Annotated in this window: 14 protein-coding genes; 8 read left to right on the plus strand and 6 right to left on the minus strand. The window is 38.5% G+C overall.

The annotated features are described in order from the left end of the window. Positions 1 to 120: 120 nt before the first annotated feature. The 3 genes from ACFO5T_RS12075 to ACFO5T_RS12085 all read left to right on the plus strand — a co-directional run bounded on the left by ACFO5T_RS12075 (position 121) and on the right by ACFO5T_RS12085 (position 4,591). Entirely contained in the window at positions 121 to 2,310 is a 2,190-nt protein-coding gene (locus ACFO5T_RS12075) for a S9 family peptidase (RefSeq protein WP_380034696.1), read from the plus strand. A gap of 41 nt (positions 2,311 to 2,351) precedes the next feature. Next, positions 2,352 to 3,941: a peptide MFS transporter gene (locus tag ACFO5T_RS12080; protein WP_380034699.1), complete on the plus strand. Its 1,590-nt coding sequence runs from the start codon at positions 2,352 to 2,354 to the stop codon at positions 3,939 to 3,941. 110 nt (positions 3,942 to 4,051) lie between these two features. Next, on the plus strand, positions 4,052 to 4,591 hold the full coding sequence (locus ACFO5T_RS12085) for a thioredoxin family protein (protein ID WP_380034702.1): 540 nt from the start codon (positions 4,052 to 4,054) through the stop codon (positions 4,589 to 4,591). Positions 4,592 to 4,596: 5 nt separating this feature from the next. On the opposite strand, the gene ACFO5T_RS12090 is transcribed toward ACFO5T_RS12085, so the two are convergent. The 5 genes from ACFO5T_RS12090 to surE form a co-directional block, all read right to left on the minus strand. Continuing rightward, positions 4,597 to 6,621 carry a ComEC/Rec2 family competence protein gene (locus ACFO5T_RS12090; protein WP_380034705.1) on the minus strand — a complete coding sequence of 675 codons (2,025 nt, stop codon included), beginning with the start codon at positions 6,619 to 6,621 and terminating at the stop codon, positions 4,597 to 4,599. A gap of 62 nt (positions 6,622 to 6,683) precedes the next feature. Next, the gene (locus tag ACFO5T_RS12095; protein WP_380034708.1) at positions 6,684 to 7,157 is read right to left on the minus strand and encodes a C40 family peptidase; all 474 of its coding nucleotides are present in this window, start codon (positions 7,155 to 7,157) and stop codon (positions 6,684 to 6,686) included. Between the two features lie 29 nt (positions 7,158 to 7,186). Then, on the minus strand, positions 7,187 to 8,308 hold the full coding sequence (lpxB, locus tag ACFO5T_RS12100; RefSeq protein ID WP_380034711.1) for a lipid-A-disaccharide synthase: 1,122 nt from the start codon (positions 8,306 to 8,308) through the stop codon (positions 7,187 to 7,189). Beyond that, positions 8,308 to 8,595 (minus strand): hypothetical protein, encoded by a 288-nt coding sequence (locus ACFO5T_RS12105; protein ID WP_380034714.1) that lies wholly within the window; start codon positions 8,593 to 8,595, stop codon positions 8,308 to 8,310. Before ACFO5T_RS12105 ends, lpxB begins: the two co-directional genes overlap by 1 nt. Positions 8,596 to 8,658: 63 nt before the next feature. Continuing rightward, entirely contained in the window at positions 8,659 to 9,432 is a 774-nt protein-coding gene (gene surE / locus ACFO5T_RS12110) for a 5'/3'-nucleotidase SurE (protein WP_380034717.1), read from the minus strand. A 147-nt stretch (positions 9,433 to 9,579) separates the two neighbouring features. On the opposite strand from surE, the gene ACFO5T_RS12115 reads away from it, so the two are divergent. Genes ACFO5T_RS12115 through ACFO5T_RS12125 form a run of 3 tightly spaced genes read left to right on the plus strand, consistent with a single transcriptional unit; the run spans position 9,580 to position 13,656 of the window. Continuing rightward, entirely contained in the window at positions 9,580 to 11,733 is a 2,154-nt protein-coding gene (locus tag ACFO5T_RS12115) for a carboxy terminal-processing peptidase (RefSeq protein WP_380034720.1), read from the plus strand. Positions 11,734 to 11,736: 3 nt separating this feature from the next. Then, positions 11,737 to 12,837, plus strand: coding sequence for an ABC transporter permease (locus ACFO5T_RS12120; RefSeq protein WP_380034723.1), 1,101 nt, complete (start codon positions 11,737 to 11,739; stop codon positions 12,835 to 12,837). A 9-nt stretch (positions 12,838 to 12,846) separates the two neighbouring features. Beyond that, positions 12,847 to 13,656, plus strand: a complete 810-nt coding sequence (locus ACFO5T_RS12125) for a DNA/RNA non-specific endonuclease (protein WP_380034726.1) — start codon at positions 12,847 to 12,849, stop codon at positions 13,654 to 13,656. Between the two features lie 60 nt (positions 13,657 to 13,716). Here the strand turns inward: ACFO5T_RS12125 and ACFO5T_RS12130 are convergent, their stop codons facing one another. Further along, complete coding sequence (locus tag ACFO5T_RS12130) at positions 13,717 to 14,859, minus strand: acyl-CoA dehydrogenase (RefSeq protein WP_035325475.1); 1,143 nt, start codon at positions 14,857 to 14,859, stop codon at positions 13,717 to 13,719. Between the two features lie 84 nt (positions 14,860 to 14,943). Here ACFO5T_RS12130 and ACFO5T_RS12135 point away from each other — a divergent pair, with 84 nt between their 5' ends. Both ACFO5T_RS12135 and ACFO5T_RS12140 read left to right on the plus strand, forming a co-directional pair. Beyond that, positions 14,944 to 16,050, plus strand: a complete 1,107-nt coding sequence (locus ACFO5T_RS12135; RefSeq protein ID WP_380034729.1) for an anhydro-N-acetylmuramic acid kinase — start codon at positions 14,944 to 14,946, stop codon at positions 16,048 to 16,050. A gap of 65 nt (positions 16,051 to 16,115) precedes the next feature. Then, on the plus strand, positions 16,116 to 17,348 hold the full coding sequence (locus ACFO5T_RS12140) for a Glu/Leu/Phe/Val dehydrogenase dimerization domain-containing protein (protein ID WP_021778194.1): 1,233 nt from the start codon (positions 16,116 to 16,118) through the stop codon (positions 17,346 to 17,348). Positions 17,349 to 17,365: the final 17 nt, after the last annotated feature.

Below are 17,365 nucleotides of genomic sequence, written 5' to 3' on the forward strand. Positions count from 1 at the left end.
TAATGGGTGATTATAGCAGTGTGAGTTCTTAACATTATGAAGGTTTTTAACAGCAAAAAGCAGGGTTTTCTGCCTTATTTTTAGTAAAATTGAAATACTTTACACAATTGGTAAAAATATATGAGATTACATACCTTTTTGATTGCTGTATTTCTTCTTGCAATCCAGAGCGCAACTGCGCAAAAAAAACAAATAAGCCTTGAAGATATTTGGAAAAATGGCACTTTTAGAGCAGAGCGACTACAGTCTATACACTCTATGGCAAATGGTCAAGAGTATGCTGTACAAAACTTTGATAGGGCAACCCGCACAGGTAGTGTAGATATTTATAGCTATGATACGGGCAAGAAAGTGCGTACGGCTGTAAGTAGTGCAGATATAGACGGGCTTGATTACTTTATAAGTTATGAGTTTAGTGATGATGAGCAGCAGGTGCTACTGGCTACAAAATTGCAGTCTATCTTTAGAAGATCTACGCTGGGTGAATATTATGTGTGGAATACGCTTTCGCGAAAGCTGACTAAAGTATCTGACGATCTTATTCAAGAGCCAACATTTTCACCAGACGGAAAGAAAATAGCTTATGGAAAGGATAATAACCTCTTTGTTTTTGATATTGCATCTGGAGCAACACAACAGCTCACTACAGATGGAAAGAAGAACAGCATTATAAATGGAATTACAGACTGGGTGTATGAAGAAGAATTTGGCTTTGTGCGCGCCTTTGACTGGAGTGCAGATAGTAAGAAAATTGCTTACATACGTTTTGATGAGAGTGAAGTTCCAGAATTCTCAATGGATGTATATGGTAATAAATTATACCAGACACAGACTGTTTTTAAATACCCAAAAGCTGGAGAGCCTAACGCAAAAGTGAGCCTACGCTTGCATAACCTAGATACAGGTAACAGTCGTAAAGCAAAAGATGTAGAAATTAATCTAGGTGATAACGCCGGGTACTACATACCACGCATCTCTTGGTCAAAAGACCCTAGCGTGCTTTCTGTACAAACACTTAATCGTCATCAAGATACCTTAAAGCTTTCGCTTTTTAATGCGAGTACCTACCAGAGTACACTTGCCGTGCTAGAAACAGATAAAGCATATGTAGATGTGACAGATAACCTTACTTTTCTAGATGACAATAGCTTTATCTGGACAAGCGAAAAAGATGGGTGGAATCACATCTATCACCATAATGCAGATGGGTCTTTAAAAAATCAAGTAACTTCTGGTAACTGGGAAGTGACAGGTTATTATGGTTATGACGCAGGTACAAAACGTATTTTTTACCAAAGCTCAGAAAATGGTTCTATTAACCGTGGTGTGTATGCTATAGGTCTTAATGGTAAAAAGAAACAACCCCTTGCAGATAAAGAAGGGACTAACAGTGCAGACTTTAGCGCAAACTTCAGCAACTTTATACATACGTATTCAAATACAACAACACCATACCGCTTTACACTAAACAGCGCAAAAGATGGAAAGCAAATACGCGTTATAAAAGATAACCAAGCTTTAAAAGACTTATATGCAGGTTATGATATCTCTCCAAAAGAATTTTTTGAGATAGATGTAAATGGAGTATCGCTTAACGCTTATATGATTAAGCCTACAGATTTTGATCCATCTAAAAAGTACCCTATGTTTATGACACAATATTCTGGGCCAGGATCACAGAGTGTGGCAAATAAGTGGGATACGTCTAACGATTACTGGTTTCATATGCTAGCACAAAACGACTATATCGTAGTGTGTGTAGATCCAAGAGGGACCGGATTAAAAGGACGTGACTTTAAAAAAGTAACCCAAAAAGAACTAGGTAAGTACGAAGTACAAGACCAGATTGCTGCAGCAAAAGAGTTGAGCAAGCGTGCTTACATAGATGAAGATCGTACAGGTATCTGGGGATGGAGTTATGGAGGTTTTATGGCCTCAAATTGTCTTTTTCAAGGAGCAGATACCTTTGAGATGGCTATAGCTGTTGCACCGGTAACATCGTGGAGATTTTATGACACTATATACACAGAGCGTTATATGCAAACCCCACAAGAAAACGCAAGTGGTTATGATAATAACTCACCTATGAGTCACGTCAGTAAACTAGAGGGAGACTTTTTACTAGTGCACGGTAGTGCAGATGATAATGTGCACGTGCAAAACGCAACGCGTCTTGTAGAATCACTAGTACAGGCAAACAAGCAGTTTGATTACTTTAACTATCCAGATAAAAATCACGGTATTTACGGAGGTAACACACGTTTACACCTATTTACAATGATGACAGATTTTATCAAAGAAAAACTTTAGATATAAACGACTTATATTAGCACTAAATAATTAATTACAATATGGAATATAAATTCGGTGGTTCTGAAACCAATCAAAAGACTGTTTTAGGACATCCTTCTGGTCTTTTTGTCCTCTTCTTTACAGAGATGTGGGAGCGTTTTTCTTATTACGGAATGCGCGCATTACTTGTTTTATTTTTAGTTTCGGCAGTACTTGATGGCGGCTGGGGCTGGGAGCGTGCAGAGGCATTACAATTATATGCTTTCTACACAGGGCTAGTTTATGTAACACCAATCTTTGGAGGGTTAATAGCCGATAAAATTACGGGGTATAGAAAAGCCGTTATCATAGGTGCATTTTTAATGACACTAGGACACGCATCTATGGCTTTTGAGATAAGCTCAGATATTTTTTTCTATGCAGGACTTGTGTTACTTATAGTAGGTAATGGTATGTTTAAGCCAAATATTTCTTCTATGGTGGGGCAGCTTTATAAAGACCAAGGAAAAGAAAAAGATGCGGGATATACCATATTCTATATGGGTATTAACTCTGGGGCTTTCTTAGGTATTTTATTATGTGGTTACATAGGTGAGTCTGTAGGATGGCACTATGGTTTTGGTCTTGCAGGAATCTTTATGCTTGTAGGGATGTTACAATTCTATTTTGCTCAAGGTATTTTTGGTAAAATAGGTTCTAAGCCAGCAAAAGCAGACGAGCTTGATGATGTTATAGAAGATAGCGTAGAAAACGCTGCCGACGCTATAGATAGCGTTATAGATGATGCAGAGAAGTCTAAGGTAACTCGTGATCGACTTATCGTGATTAGTGTACTTGCATTCTTTACAATTTTCTTCTGGTGGGCATTTGAGCAGGCAGGAGGATCTATGACCATCTTTGCAGCAGACTATACAGATAGAGTGCTAGAAGGAAGTAGTGGTATGACCTTTAAAATAATAAACACGCTTCTCACCGTTGTACCTATGATTATTATTACCTGGGTACTAGGTATGTTATTTAAACAAACATATGGTAAGTATGCATTGTCTAATATCATTTTAGGATTAGGTTTTGTAGTAATATGGGGTATTGTAATCTGGATGTTATCTCGCCAGTTTGCAGATGATGCTCCAGAGGTTCCAGCTTCTTGGTTTGGTATCTTAAACTCATTCTTTATCATTGCTTTTGCACCATTATTTTCAAAAATATGGAAGAGTAAATACAATCCTAGTGGACCTGTAAAGTTTGCTATAGGTCTTATTTTATTAGGTCTTGGTTTTGGTATTCTTTCTTTTGGGTCTATGGGTATTCCATTAGGAGCAAAGACAGCTTCTGTAAGTATGGTATTTTTAGTACTAGCATACCTTTTTCATACGCTAGGTGAGTTATGTGTATCTCCTGTAGGATTATCTTATGTGAGTAAACTCGCGCCAGCAAAACTAGTAGGACTTATGTTCGGGATCTGGTTCGTAGCAAACTTTATTGCAAATACAGCTGCGGGTATAACGGGTAGTTATATAGATCCTATTGTTGAGGAGCACGGTATGGCAACATTCTTTTTAATATTTACAGTGATACCAGCAGGAGCAGGTGTAGTAATGTTATTATTAAATAAAACACTTATCAGAATGATGCACGGTATACGATAATGGTATCATCGTACATAATATGAATAAAGAAAAACGTTCCCTATATTGTGGAACGTTTTTTGTCTGTAAGAATCTAGTAATTAGACAGACTTAATAATTAAATAAATGCAATGAATAAAATACTATACCTCCTGCTTCTTATAGCTACAACATCTATAAGTGCTCAAGAAATCAACTGGATGACAATGGATGAAGCGCTTGCTGCACAAAAGGAAGAGCCTAAAAAGATTTTTATGGATGTCTACACTACTTGGTGTGGCCCTTGTAAAATGCTTGATAAAAATACATTTGCAAATCCAGATGTGGCCGCTTTTATAAGCGAGAACTATTATGCAGTAAAGTTTAACGCAGAGGGTACTGAAGAAATTAATTATCTAGGTAACGTATATACAAACCCAAGGCACGACCCCAATAGAAAAGGGCGTAATAGCCAGCACGAGCTAGCAGCAGCTTTAAAACTAAGAGGATACCCTACAATGGTGTTTTTTGATGAGCAGGGTAATTACATACAGCCTATTGTGGGGTACCACACCCCTAGACGTCTTGAGATTTATGTAAAGATGGTGAGTAATGACGACTATAAGACGCTCACAACTCAAGAAAAATGGGCAAAATATCAAGAAGACTTCGTGTATACTTGGTCTAAGTAATTTACTCAATCTATTATAAAAGCTCCCTTTTCATACGTGCTATGGAAAGGGATTTTTTGTTTTGTACAAGTCGCTTTCCATCGGGATACATAACTGTGATAATTAGACCCATCTGCAACAATTGTACAGTTAGGGTATCGCTCAATGAGTCTATTCATATTAATTTTTGGCGAGTGCGTGAGTATCACATAATCTGGATTTGCCTCTTCAAGATTGTATATATCTAAACTATCTACAATAAGTATTTCTTTTCGCTTAAAGCGAAAATAATTTCCGTGAGATTTCTGCACAACAGTATCTATTTTGAGAGCATCTTGATATGCCTTTACTCTACTATCTGTGTAGGTAAGATAAAGGGTGTCATTATTAAACACCGTAAGTTGCTTTTCTTGTAGTTGAGTAAGTGTTGTTGATGCATTTCTATTAAGTATTGCCAGGTGTTGAGAAGCAGGCTGATTATTTTCTAACACTATAAAACCTGTCAAAATTATTGTTGCTAGGCTAGCAACAATAAGTCTGCGTTTTGAATATTTCATACACAAAAGGTGTGTAGTAATCATAAACATATAAACGAGTATCATAAGTGTTGCAGATACACTTATATGTCTAGCCACAAAATCTTCTTGTCCTGCCACCCAAGCTATATAATTATTCATTACATCTATAGTTCCTCCATAAGTTTGTGCTATAAACTCTGGTAGAAGGTCTGTGACGCTCAGAAAACACACAAGCAAGCCACCGCCTAGTATGAGACCTAAAAACGGAATAATTAAAACATTAGAAATAATAAATAACCCAGGAAACTGATGAAAGTAAAAGAGGCTAAGTGGCATAACGCCAAGTTGTGCTGCAATAGTTACAGATACCACGTCCCGTAGCTTTCTTAATATAAACACCTCTGGAGACCAGAAACTGGCTAGCCAAGGTTGCACCCATAAAATGGCTATCACAGCTAGATAACTGAGCTGAAACCCCACCTGATATATAAGCAGTGGGTCGAGTAGAAGTAAGAATATAGCAGAAGCTAGCACAGCATCTTGCGACTTTCTTTTTCCGCCCAGGAGCTCACCTACCTCAAGAAAGCTAAACATAGTTGCAGCTCTTAGCACAGATGGAGATAAGCCAGTAATAATGGCAAAGCTCCAGATGAGTGAGATAATGAGTAGTGATTTTACCCATTGCAGTTGCCGCCATTTTATAAAACCAAATAAGAATCTTAGAATAAGTAAAATTACACCTACGTGCAGTCCAGATACGGCGAGTATGTGCATCATACCTGCTGCGGCATACTGAGAACTCATCTCTTTATCTATACCCTGTCTTTGGCCCAGTACGAGCGCTTCAATGACTGCAAGTTGTCTTGGTGTAAAAGATTGGAGGTGAAGGGAATTTTTTACGCTTTCGCGAAAGCGTGACGCCCACACACTAACATCATACGTTTCCTTATTAGCGCGCAACATCTCTTGAGGCTTTGCAGAAACCTGTCTGTATATTTCTTGCTTATTGAGATAAGCACCATAATCAAACTGATACGGATTTTTGGGATGGGGTACGGGCAACAGAGCAGTTCTTGCATACCACCATTCTCCAGTTTTTGGTAATATGGTTGCAGAGTCTTTATAAATGTTGAGAAGTAATTTACCAGTAGTAATAGTGCTATCTATGGCTTTGAGATCTACTAGATACTTATGTTGATACAACGTAGGTTTTAATTCCCTATTTATTTTAACAAGTAGCGTGTGTGAACCCTCTGTGTTAGTATGTGTATAATGAGTCTGCGAGCGCGTATCATCAGTATAAGTTCTAGATAGATAACCTATGGTGATAAATAATGCAGAAGTACAGCACATAAAGAGTGCTGAGCCTATGATTTTTTTACGGCTAAATGTATTAAGTAAAACTCCAGTAAGGGATAAGAGTATTGAGCAAATCCAAACTGTAATAGCTTGGATCTTAATGTAGTCATACAGTACTATACCTATGGTGATAGATATGAGTAGCGTTAAAATAGGAATATTTACTTTTCTCACAGATAACTATAAATACTCGCTTTTTACAAGTATTAATTGTCTGAAAGATAGTAAATTATGTTTTATAGAACACGTCTCGCCATTACATAAGCACGATTCCAGTAACGCTCGTTAAGATTTGAGGTAAGTACTCCTTTTGAGGTTGTGGCGTGTATAAAATAAATGTCATCGCCATCTACCTTTGTTACTAGGCCTACGTGGTTTATGCGTTTGCCGCTTTTTGAAGTTCTAAAAAATAAGAGGTCACCTTTATCAATATCTTTATTTTTTACGGGTTTGCCTCGTTGTGCCATATCTCTTGACACTCTAGGTAAGACAATGTTTTCTTTTTGAAAAGCAACATAGATAAGACCAGAGCAATCCATACCCTTGCGCGTAGTCCCACCAAATTTATAACGAGTTCCAGAAAATGCTTGCGCCTGCTTTATAATGCGCTCTGTTTTTGTGGTACTAATTTCTTTTACAGCGGTTCTTTTTGAGCTACCGCAAGAGGTAAGTACTAGTAGTAGAGATAATACGGCAAAAAAGTGTTTCATAAGGAGCTATGAGATTTGGAGTGATCTTGTTAGTTGTTTTCGTTATTTGTGATATCTACAATAAGTTTTGCAGTTTTATCACTAGCGCCAGCACCACCCAGTTTTTTCTCTAGTTCAAAATAGTCTGTAAATAGTTGCTCTCTATACGAGTCGTTTGTAATCTTGTCTAGCTCGTGCTTTAGGTTTTTTGTGTTGAGGTCACCTTGTATCAGTTCTTTTACGACTTCTCTGTCCATAATAAGATTTACAAGTGAGATGTATTTGGTTTTTATAATACGTTTTGCAATACTATAAGAAACCGCATTTGCCTTATAACAAACCACTTGGGGTACTTTAAATATTGCAGCCTCAAGTGTCGCGGTACCAGAAGTGATAAGTGCGGCGTTTGCAAAGCTTAGTATGTCATAGGTTTTATTCATCACGAGTTGTACATCGTGATTTTTTAAAAATGACTCGTAAAAAGAGGCTTCTTGGCTAGGCGCGCCTGCAATCACAAATTGATAGTCTGGATAGTTAGGTATAACACTAAGCATCACCTCTAGCATCGCATTAATTTCTTGTGTGCGGCTACCGGGAAGTAGGGCAATCATAGGGCGTTCATCAAGATTATGCTCTTGTGCAAATGCCACAGCATCTGCTTGCTCTCTGTTTGCCACAGCATCAAGTAGTGGGTGTCCTACAAAGTTTACATCATAATCATACGTGTCATAAAAATCTTTTACAAATGGTAAAATGACATACATATGGTCCACACAGGCCTTAATTTTTTTTACACGACCAGATCGTGATGCCCACACTTGAGGGCTTATATAATAATGTGTAGTGACACCTAGTGGGTGTGCCCACGCTGCTATACGTAGGTTAAAACCGCTGTTGTCTATAAGAATAAGTGCATCTGGCTCAAATCTAGCAATGTCTCTTTTACATTCTTTTATAAGTCCACTAATTTTACGGAGGTTGGTAATCACCTCCATAAAGCCCATAAAGGCTCTTTCTTTATAGTGTGTGACTAGAGTACCGCCCACCTCTTGCATAAGGTCACCACCCCAGAAGCGTATCTCTGCCTCAGGATCTTGTTTATACAAGGCTTTCATAAGATTTGAACCGTGCAAATCTCCGCTAGCCTCACCGGCAAGAATGTAATACTTCATTAGCTAAACATTAATATCATTGTCACAAAAGCCATAGCGATGGTCATAAGGAGTACTCCTCTTGCTCGTGCATCTTGTCCTTGTCTAAGAAGTCCAAAAAATGCTACTAGATTAAGAACGGCACCTATTGCTATAATTTTGCCAAGTCTTCCCTCTGCCAGGGCAGTTTGTAATACATTAGTAAGAGTGCGATCTTGTGTTGTGCCTATGTAAAAGGAAAAAATAATAACGCCTATGGTGTTTGCTAGTAGTCCTATAATTATGCCTATGAGAATATCTTTTTTCATAATTTTTCCGCTTTCGCGAAAAGTTTTAAAGGGAATAGATGCGCTTTCGCGAAAGCGTAATTACTATCCTTCCCACTCATTAAGTTCTTGAATAAAGTGATGTGCCGTAAGATCAAACTGTACGGGTACGATAGAAACATAGCCTTGTGATAGTGCCCACTCATCTGTATCTTCACCTTTGTCTTGATTTACAAACTCGCCCGTGAGCCAGTAATAGTCTCTACCCATAGGGTTTGTGCGCTTGTCAAAATCTTCTACCCATTGTGCTTTTGCCTGGCGACATACTTTGGTGCCCTTAATTTTATCTGCAGGTAATTTTGGGATATTTACGTTTAGAACGATGCCTTTAGGTAAGCCGTTTTTGAGAACTTGTTTTGTGATGCGTTCTACATATTTTTTTGCAGGTTCAAAATCTGCATCGTGACTGTAATCTAAAAGCGAAAACCCTATTGCTGGGATGCCTTCTACACCGGCCTCTACTGCTGCACTCATCGTGCCGCTGTATATAACATTTATACTTGAGTTACTGCCGTGGTTAATGCCACTTACACAAATATCTGGTTTGCGGGTGAGAATTTGCTGGTTTGCAAGTTTTACACAGTCTGCAGGAGTTCCAGAACACGTGTATTCTTTGTGCGTAGCATCTGGATCTAGTTTAACAGGATCGCAGTAGAGTGTGTCATTTATGGTAATGGCGTGCCCCATCCCACTTTGTGGGCTATCTGGAGCAACTACAACAACATCACCTATGTTGAGCATCACATCTATAAGGTTGCGTATGCCGGGTGCGGTGATGCCATCATCATTAGTAATAAGTATAAGTGGTTTTTTGTTCATAGCAGGAGTTGTGTTCTATATACGAAAATACGTAAATTGTACATTAATAAGTGTGCTGGCGGGGTTTAACAAAAGATTACGACCGCAGCTCTTTTTGTGGCACAATTTTTAATGTAAATTGCTAGTTACGTGAAAATACTGAATTTTATGAAGAGGAATTTAAAATTAATAGCGCTGTTACTGTTGTTTTCAGTTGCGAGTTGCAGTTTTACTACAAAGTCGTTTGACGATCCAGATAAAGATAAAACCCTTTTAGATCTTATTGCTTACTTACTCGAGCGAGGTCATTATGACGCAAAAGATATAAACGATGAGTTTTCTGCAAATGTCTTTGATGATTACATAGACGCGCTAGATCCATATCGTCGTTTTTTCTACAAAAAGGATATAGAAGAGTTTGAAAAGTATAAAACACAAATAGATGATGCGATAAGAGATAAAGATTTATCATTTTTTGATCTTACTTACAACCGTCTTATAGAACGTACAGAGGAGGCAAATAAAATACAAGAAGAGTTACTTAAAAAACCTTTTGACTTTGAAAAGGAAGAGATTCTCAATACAGAGTATGAAAAGCAACCTTTTGCAAAAAACAAAAAAGAGCTTAAAAACAGATGGAGACAGCAACTTAAGCTTAATGCGCTTAGCTCTTACTATGATTTAAGAGAAGACCAAGAAAAGGTAGATGAAGAGGAAGATGATAAAGAAGCAGCTGAGCCGAAAGAGGTTCTTTCTAATGAAGAGCTTGAGTTAAAAGCACGAGAAGAAGTTGCAGATAATACAAAAGAGTTTTTCGAATTTACATTAGAGCTTGAGCGCAAAGACTGGTTTGCAGTATTCTTAAATGCTATAGTAGAAGAGTTTGATCCTCACACCTATTATTTTGCACCAGTGGCAAAAGATCGTTTTGATACACAAATGAGTGGTCAGTTTCAAGGGATAGGTGCTAGACTTCAAAAGAAGGGAGGCGAAGTACGTATTACAGATATTATTTCTGGTGGTCCAGCCTGGAGAGGCGATGAGCTACGTGAGGGAGATATCATTATGAAAGTTCGTCAAGAAGATGAGAAAGATGCCTTAAGTATTGTAGGTATGCGTCTTCAAGATGCGATAGAATTCATAAAAGGCCCTAAAGGAACTAAAGTTATTCTCACAGTAAAGACTAAGTTAGACGGTAGTACAAAGGAGATTACTATAGAACGTGATATTGTAGAGCTAGAAGAAACCTATGCAAAGTCTGCAGAGGTGGTGAAAGATGGTAAAAAATACGGCATCGTAAACCTGCCTAAGTTTTACTTTACAATGGATGATTACAAAGAAAAAAATGCTGCAAGTGATGTAAAGAAGGAGATAGAACGTCTCAAGAAAGAGGGAGTAGAAGGACTAGTAATAGATCTTAGAAACAATGGTGGAGGATCGCTTAAAACTGTGGTAGATATTGCCGGCTTGTTTATAAAAGATGGACCTATTGTACAAGTAGCTTCTAATGGTGATCAACCAGAGGTGCTAGAAGATAGAGACTCTTCTGTATTATGGGATGGACCCCTCGTGATTTTAGTAAACGAGATATCTGCATCTGCCAGTGAGATACTTGCTGCAGCAATGCAAGATTATAAAAGAGCCATTATTATAGGAGGGAAACAGACCTATGGTAAAGGGACTGTGCAAAACGTAGCAGACCTTAATTCTTACCTGCGTAAAAACCCTTATGGAGATCTAGGAGCTCTTAAACTTACAACTCAAAAATTCTATAGAGTAAATGGAGGGTCAACACAGCTAGAAGGTGTAAAGAGTGACGTAGTTGTTCCAGATCGTTTTACATATGTAGACATAGGCGAGCGTGATCAAGAAAATCCACTTCCTTGGGATAAAATAAAAGCTGCAGATTATGATGTGTGGGATGGTTATGTAGACTTTGAGCAAACTATCGAAAACAGTAACCAACGTATGTCTAGGAGTGAGCACTTGCAGCTAGTAGATGAGTATGCAAAGTGGATTAAAGAACGTCGCGATGATAAAGAGTGGTCGCTCAACTATGATAAATACAAAGCAAGACTAGCAAAAAGTGAGTCATTTGCAAAGAAGTTTGATGCCATAGATGATTACGATACAAAGCTCACTTATGAGTCACTACCGTATGAGCAGCAACTTTTTGAAAAAGATACTATCCTTCAAGAAAAGCGTGAGCGCTGGCACAAAAATTTAGCAAAAGACGCTTATGTAGAAGAGGCACTTAATGTGCTTAATGATTTAAAAATCAACAATATTAGAAGAGATAAGCTTGTGACTATTAAGGATTAATAAATGTCGCAAAGAGCAAATTCATTAACAAGCCTAGCGCTCCAAAAATTTAAAAGAAATTTTTGGGGCGTTTTGAGTTTGGTGTATATCATATTGTGCGGTCTAGCTGCTTTATTTGCTTATGTGATCGCTCCAGATAGTAGTGAGAATGCAAACCAGATGCACCTCTCTATCCACTCACAAACGCCCGGCTTTACGGTAGATGTACTCACTATCCCAAGTGACTTAAAGGTGGAGCAGTCATTTATTTCTAGATGGTTTTCGGGCAAGATTAATTCAGATACAGAAATACCCATAACCACTTATAATCTAGAAAACGATGGTATTACATACATCCCGTATATGAGTGACGGAGTGGTGGGTTTACCAAAAAAAGTTACTATAAATGGGGTTGAAGATTATAACGCTTTCGCGAAAGCGTACATATCCCCACGTACATTTATACTAGGTACCGATAAGTACGGCCGAGATCTTTTGAGTAGGATGCTCATAGGTGCGAGAATATCTTTTTCTATAGGATTTGTAGCGGTTTTTATATCGCTTATTATAGGTCTGTTTATGGGCTCGCTAGCAGGTTATTTTGGCGGAAAAGTAGATGCCGCTATTATGTGGATTATTAATGTGACTTGGTCTATCCCAACCTTGCTTCTTGTTATTGCAATTACTCTTGCATTAGGTAAGGGATACTGGCAAGTTTTTATCGCAGTAGGGCTTACAATGTGGGTTGAGGTGGCTCGTGTTGTGCGAGGGCAGGTTATGGGTGTAAAACAAATTCAATATGTTACAGCAGCAAGAGCACTAGGGTATACAGATGGGCGTATTATTGTAAAGCATATTTTACCTAACGTTATAGCGCCGCTCATAGTGATTTCGGCAGCAAACTTTGCAGGGGCCATCCTTATAGAAAGCGGATTGAGTTTTTTAGGTATAGGAGCACAACCACCTACACCCAGCTGGGGAGCTATGATTAAAGATCACTATAGTTATATCATCCTTGGGAAGCCGTATCTTGCCATCATCCCAGGTATTTCGATAATGTTGCTTGTAATGGCATTTATGCTAGTAGGTAATGCTCTAAGGGACGCACTGGATGTAAAAAATTAGATTTTATTAATGAAAAGAAAATACACCTATCCGTTACTAGTTATTGTTTTTACACTTGCTTGGTATGCATTTGAAAATTATGCAAACAAGGCTGTAGATGCTCCTATGATAGAGCAGGGCAGACAGCCGAAGGCAACTACAAACACCTACTTTTTACCTACATCTACCACGGGGCAGGTGGTTCACCATAATTATTACTCGCTCAGTTATAGTGAGAGAGATGAACAAGCAGAATGGGTGGCCTACGAACTTAAGAAAAGCCACATTGTAAATAATGATTTTAAACGTCCTTATTTTGAGGTAGACCCTCAGGTGGAGACGGAGTCTGCACACTGGCGTAATTATAAAAAATCTGGATATGATCGTGGGCATTTGTGCCCAGCAGGTGATAGGGAGTTTAGTAAAGCGGCCTATGAAGAAACTTTTTTGACAAGTAATATTAGTCCGCAAAGGCACGATTTTAATGCTGGTATCTGGAATGAACTTGAGCAGCAAGTGCGTTACTGGGCAAAGAAGTATGATGGAGTTTATGTAGTGACTGGTGGTGTGTTAAAAGATAAAATGGGCGCCATAGGTACAGAGGGAGTTACCGTACCAGAATCCTTTTATAAAATTGTTTATGATCAATCTGGAGGAGATGCAAAAATGATTGCCTTTTTAATGAATCACAAAGCATCAAATAAGTCTCTTAAAACATTTGTCACCTCTGTAGATCAGATAGAAAAGCTTACTGGCATAGACTTCTTTCCAGAGCTTGAAGATAGTGTAGAAGATAGGCTAGAGGGCAGCACTAGTACTAAGGGCTGGAAGCTTAGATAAAAGTATAATATAAAAAAAGCGGCCTAGTGCCGCTTTTTTTATTTGTAAAGAGATAAGTAATTATCCTTTTATAAGACTTCTAGAGATTACAATTTTTTGAATCTCACTAGTTCCTTCATATATCTGAGTGATTTTTGCGTCACGCATTAATCGCTCTACGTGGTATTCTTTTACAAAACCGTTACCGCCGTGTATTTGTACAGCTTCTACTGTTTGCTCCATTGCAACCTTTGATGCATAAAGTTTTGCCATAGCGCTAGATTGATCATAGTTGTTACCTTGATCTTTATCCCAAGCGGCTTTCATCACCAGGTGACGTGCGGCTTCTATCTCTACATACATATCTGCAAGTTTAAAAGCGATAGCTTGGTGGTTACAAATCTCTGTACCAAAGGCTTTACGCTCTTTAGAATATTTAAGAGCAAGCTCGTATGCTCCAGAAGCAATACCTAGTGCTTGTGCGGCAATACCTATACGTCCTCCAGAAAGTGTTTTCATTGCAAATTTGAAACCAAATCCGTCTTCACCTATTCTATTTTCCTTAGGTACTTTTACGTCATTAAACTGTAGTGTGTGCGTGTCACTACCACGTATACCTAGTTTGTCTTCTTTAGGCCCTACCTCAAAACCTTCCATCCCTTTCTCAACTATAAAAGCGTTGATACCGCGGTGACCTTTTTCTCTATCAGTTTGAGCGATTACAAGATACACATCAGAGCGTCCTCCATTTGTAATCCAGTTTTTTGTACCATTAAGTACGTAGTGATCTCCTTTATCTATTGCTGTAGTAGCTTGTGAAGTTGCATCAGATCCAGCTTCTGGCTCAGAAAGACAAAAAGCACCTACCATTTCACCTGTAGCAAGTTTAGTAAGGTATTTTTGTTTTTGCTCTTCAGACCCATAAGCTTCAAGACCGTAGCATACCAATGAGTTGTTTACAGAAACAATTACAGATGCAGAGGCATCTATTTTAGACAGCTCTTCCATAACAAGAACATATGAAATTGCGTCCATACCACTTCCCCCATATTTTGGATCAACCATAATACCCATAAAGCCTAGGTCACCCATTTTCTTTACAAGTTCTGCAGGAAACTGTTGTATGTTATCTCTTTCTATTACTCCGTCTAGTAATTCTGTACGTGCAAAATCGCGAGCAGCGTCGCGTATCATAAGGTGTTCTTCTGTTAAGCTAAAATCCATAGTCAATTCTAAATATTAACGATTGTGTAAAAAATCTGTACAAATATACTTGTTTCTTATGCTTTTCTCAATAGATTTAGGGTGATGGAACAAAAAAACTATAACGTTATAGGTGTGATGAGTGGTACCAGCTTAGATGGAATAGACTGCGCGCTTATTAAAGTGAGTATGTCACCTCAAATTGCTGGTGAGGTTTATCCAGTCTTTAATGCTCAGATAATCAATGCAGAAACGATTGCTTACCCAAATGACTGGGTAGATAAACTAAGAACAGCACATACACTCTCAACAGTGGCGCTCTCTACATTAAATGCATCATATACAATATATTTAGCTCAGGTGATAAATACATTTAAAGCTAAGTATCGTATAAAGCAGGTAGATGCTGTATGCTCCCACGGCCACACTATATTACACCAGCCACAAGATGGTTTTACTTTACAGATAGGTAATCTTCCAGAACTTGCTCAGTTGCTTAGTCATAAAGTGGTTTGCGACTTCAGGGTGCAAGATGTAGCGCTAGGTGGGCAAGGCGCACCGCTTGTTCCTATAGGAGATAAGCTGTTGTTTGGCACATATGATTATTGTCTCAATCTTGGTGGATTTGCAAATGTTTCGACTGAGGAAAATGGAGTTCGGCTGGCGTATGATATTTGTCCAGTTAATGTTGTGCTCAATACCTATGCTCATAAGTTGGGTAAACCGTTTGATGATGAGGGCGCTTTCGCGAAAGCGGGAACCGTACACGCTCCCTTATTAAAGGAATTGAATAGTTTACCATATTATGGCTCTCCAGCACCAAAATCTCTGGGGATAGAGTGGGTGCACGAACAGGTATTCCCAATAATTGAATCTTATAAAGTCTCTGATATAGATTTGCTGGCGACGTTTACAGAGCATATTGCTGTGCAAATTGCCACTCAGTTTAAAGAAAACACCTCAGTTTTAGTCACAGGAGGAGGAGCTTACAATAGCTATTTACTAGGTCGTGTGCAAGCTCAGTATAAAGCAAATAGGGTCAAGGGAGCTGTGTTAAATCTTATAGTGCCAGATGCGCAACTTATTGAATTTAAAGAGGCTCTCGTTTTTGGTTTATTAGGGATTTTAAGGCTTGAGGGGCTTCCTAATTGCCTTGCAAGTGTCACCGGAGCATCAAAAGACCACTCTAGCGGAATGTTATATGATTCTTAATTTATGCACACTTCTTCTAGAAGGTGATTCAAGTTTGTATATTTGGGGCTTACTTAATCAAATATATGAGAGAGCTTTTACAGCGATACGAAGATAAGTCACCAGAGATTGTTTTTCACTGGAACGACCCAGAAACCGAAGCAGAGGGGTGGGTAGTTATTAACTCTTTAAGAGGAGGTGCCGCTGGTGGTGGTACACGTATGCGTGTAGGACTTGATAAAAATGAAGTCCTTTCTCTAGCCAAAACTATGGAGGTTAAGTTTACAGTTTCTGGTCCAGCTATAGGTGGAGCAAAATCTGGAATTAACTTTGACCCAAAAGATCCTCGTAAGAAAGGAGTACTAGAGCGCTGGTATAAAGCCGTGTCACCACTACTTAAAAGTTATTATGGTACGGGAGGTGATCTTAATGTAGACGAGATACACGAGGTAATACCTATTACAGAAGAGAGTGGCGTATGGCACCCACAAGAAGGCGTTTTTACTGGGCACTTTCAACCTACAGAGGCAGATAAGATTAACCGTATAGGACAACTTAGGCAAGGAGTCATAAAGGTGATAGAAAACCCGTCATTTTCTCCAGATGTAACACGCAAGTATACCGTAGCAGATATGATTACTGGATATGGTGTTGCAGAAGCAGTACGTCATTATTATGATATTTACGGAGGTGATGTAAAGGGCAAGCGTGCCGTGGTACAAGGTTTTGGAAACGTAGGCGCAGCAGCGGCTTACTACCTAGCGCAAATGGGTGCAAAAGTAGTAGGCATTATAGATATTGTAGGAGGTTTTATAAACAAAGAAGGTTTTACCTTTGAGGAGATACGAGATATGTATCTTAATAAAACAGGTAATACACTTAACGCCTCTACAGAAGGATTGATACCATTCTCACAAATGAACGAGGAGATATGGAATCTTGAGACAGAGATTTTTGCTCCTTGTGCAGCTTCTCGTCTTATTACAGAAGATCAAATTAATAGAATGATAGATACGGGGCTGGAAGTTATTTCTTGTGGTGCAAACGTACCGTTTGCAGATAAAGAAATTTTCTTTGGACCTATAATGGAGCATACAGACGCAAAGGTGAGTCTTATACCAGACTTTATTTCAAACTGTGGTATGGCAAGAGTATTTGCATACTTTATGGAGCGCCGCGTACAAATGACAGATGATGCTATCTTTAACGATACATCACAAACTATACGTAATGCTATAGAAAATACGTATCAGAATAACAGTTCAAAACAAAATATAAGCAAGACAGCTTTTGAAATTGCATTAAAAGAATTACTTTAATACTTGCATCTGTAAGA

The organism is Dokdonia genika (assembly GCF_042652845.1).
Taxonomy (GTDB): domain Bacteria; phylum Bacteroidota; class Bacteroidia; order Flavobacteriales; family Flavobacteriaceae; genus Dokdonia; species Dokdonia donghaensis.

What these genes read in the sequence shown, in the direction of transcription:
- ACFO5T_RS12075 (WP_380034696.1), top strand. Translation starts at nt 121, where the DNA reads ATGAGATTACATACCTTTTTGATTGCTGTATTTCTTCTTGCAATCCAG.
- ACFO5T_RS12080 (WP_380034699.1), top strand. Translation starts at nt 2,352, where the DNA reads ATGGAATATAAATTCGGTGGTTCTGAAACCAATCAAAAGACTGTTTTA.
- ACFO5T_RS12085 (WP_380034702.1), top strand. Translation starts at nt 4,052, where the DNA reads ATGAATAAAATACTATACCTCCTGCTTCTTATAGCTACAACATCTATA.
- ACFO5T_RS12095 (WP_380034708.1), bottom strand. Translation starts at nt 7,157, where the DNA reads ATGAAACACTTTTTTGCCGTATTATCTCTACTACTAGTACTTACCTCT.
- lpxB (WP_380034711.1), bottom strand. Translation starts at nt 8,308, where the DNA reads ATGAAGTATTACATTCTTGCCGGTGAGGCTAGCGGAGATTTGCACGGT.
- ACFO5T_RS12105 (WP_380034714.1), bottom strand. Translation starts at nt 8,595, where the DNA reads ATGAAAAAAGATATTCTCATAGGCATAATTATAGGACTACTAGCAAAC.
- surE (WP_380034717.1), bottom strand. Translation starts at nt 9,432, where the DNA reads ATGAACAAAAAACCACTTATACTTATTACTAATGATGATGGCATCACC.
- ACFO5T_RS12115 (WP_380034720.1), top strand. Translation starts at nt 9,580, where the DNA reads ATGAAGAGGAATTTAAAATTAATAGCGCTGTTACTGTTGTTTTCAGTT.
- ACFO5T_RS12120 (WP_380034723.1), top strand. Translation starts at nt 11,737, where the DNA reads ATGTCGCAAAGAGCAAATTCATTAACAAGCCTAGCGCTCCAAAAATTT.
- ACFO5T_RS12125 (WP_380034726.1), top strand. Translation starts at nt 12,847, where the DNA reads ATGAAAAGAAAATACACCTATCCGTTACTAGTTATTGTTTTTACACTT.
- ACFO5T_RS12130 (WP_035325475.1), bottom strand. Translation starts at nt 14,859, where the DNA reads ATGGATTTTAGCTTAACAGAAGAACACCTTATGATACGCGACGCTGCT.
- ACFO5T_RS12135 (WP_380034729.1), top strand. Translation starts at nt 14,944, where the DNA reads ATGGAACAAAAAAACTATAACGTTATAGGTGTGATGAGTGGTACCAGC.
- ACFO5T_RS12140 (WP_021778194.1), top strand. Translation starts at nt 16,116, where the DNA reads ATGAGAGAGCTTTTACAGCGATACGAAGATAAGTCACCAGAGATTGTT.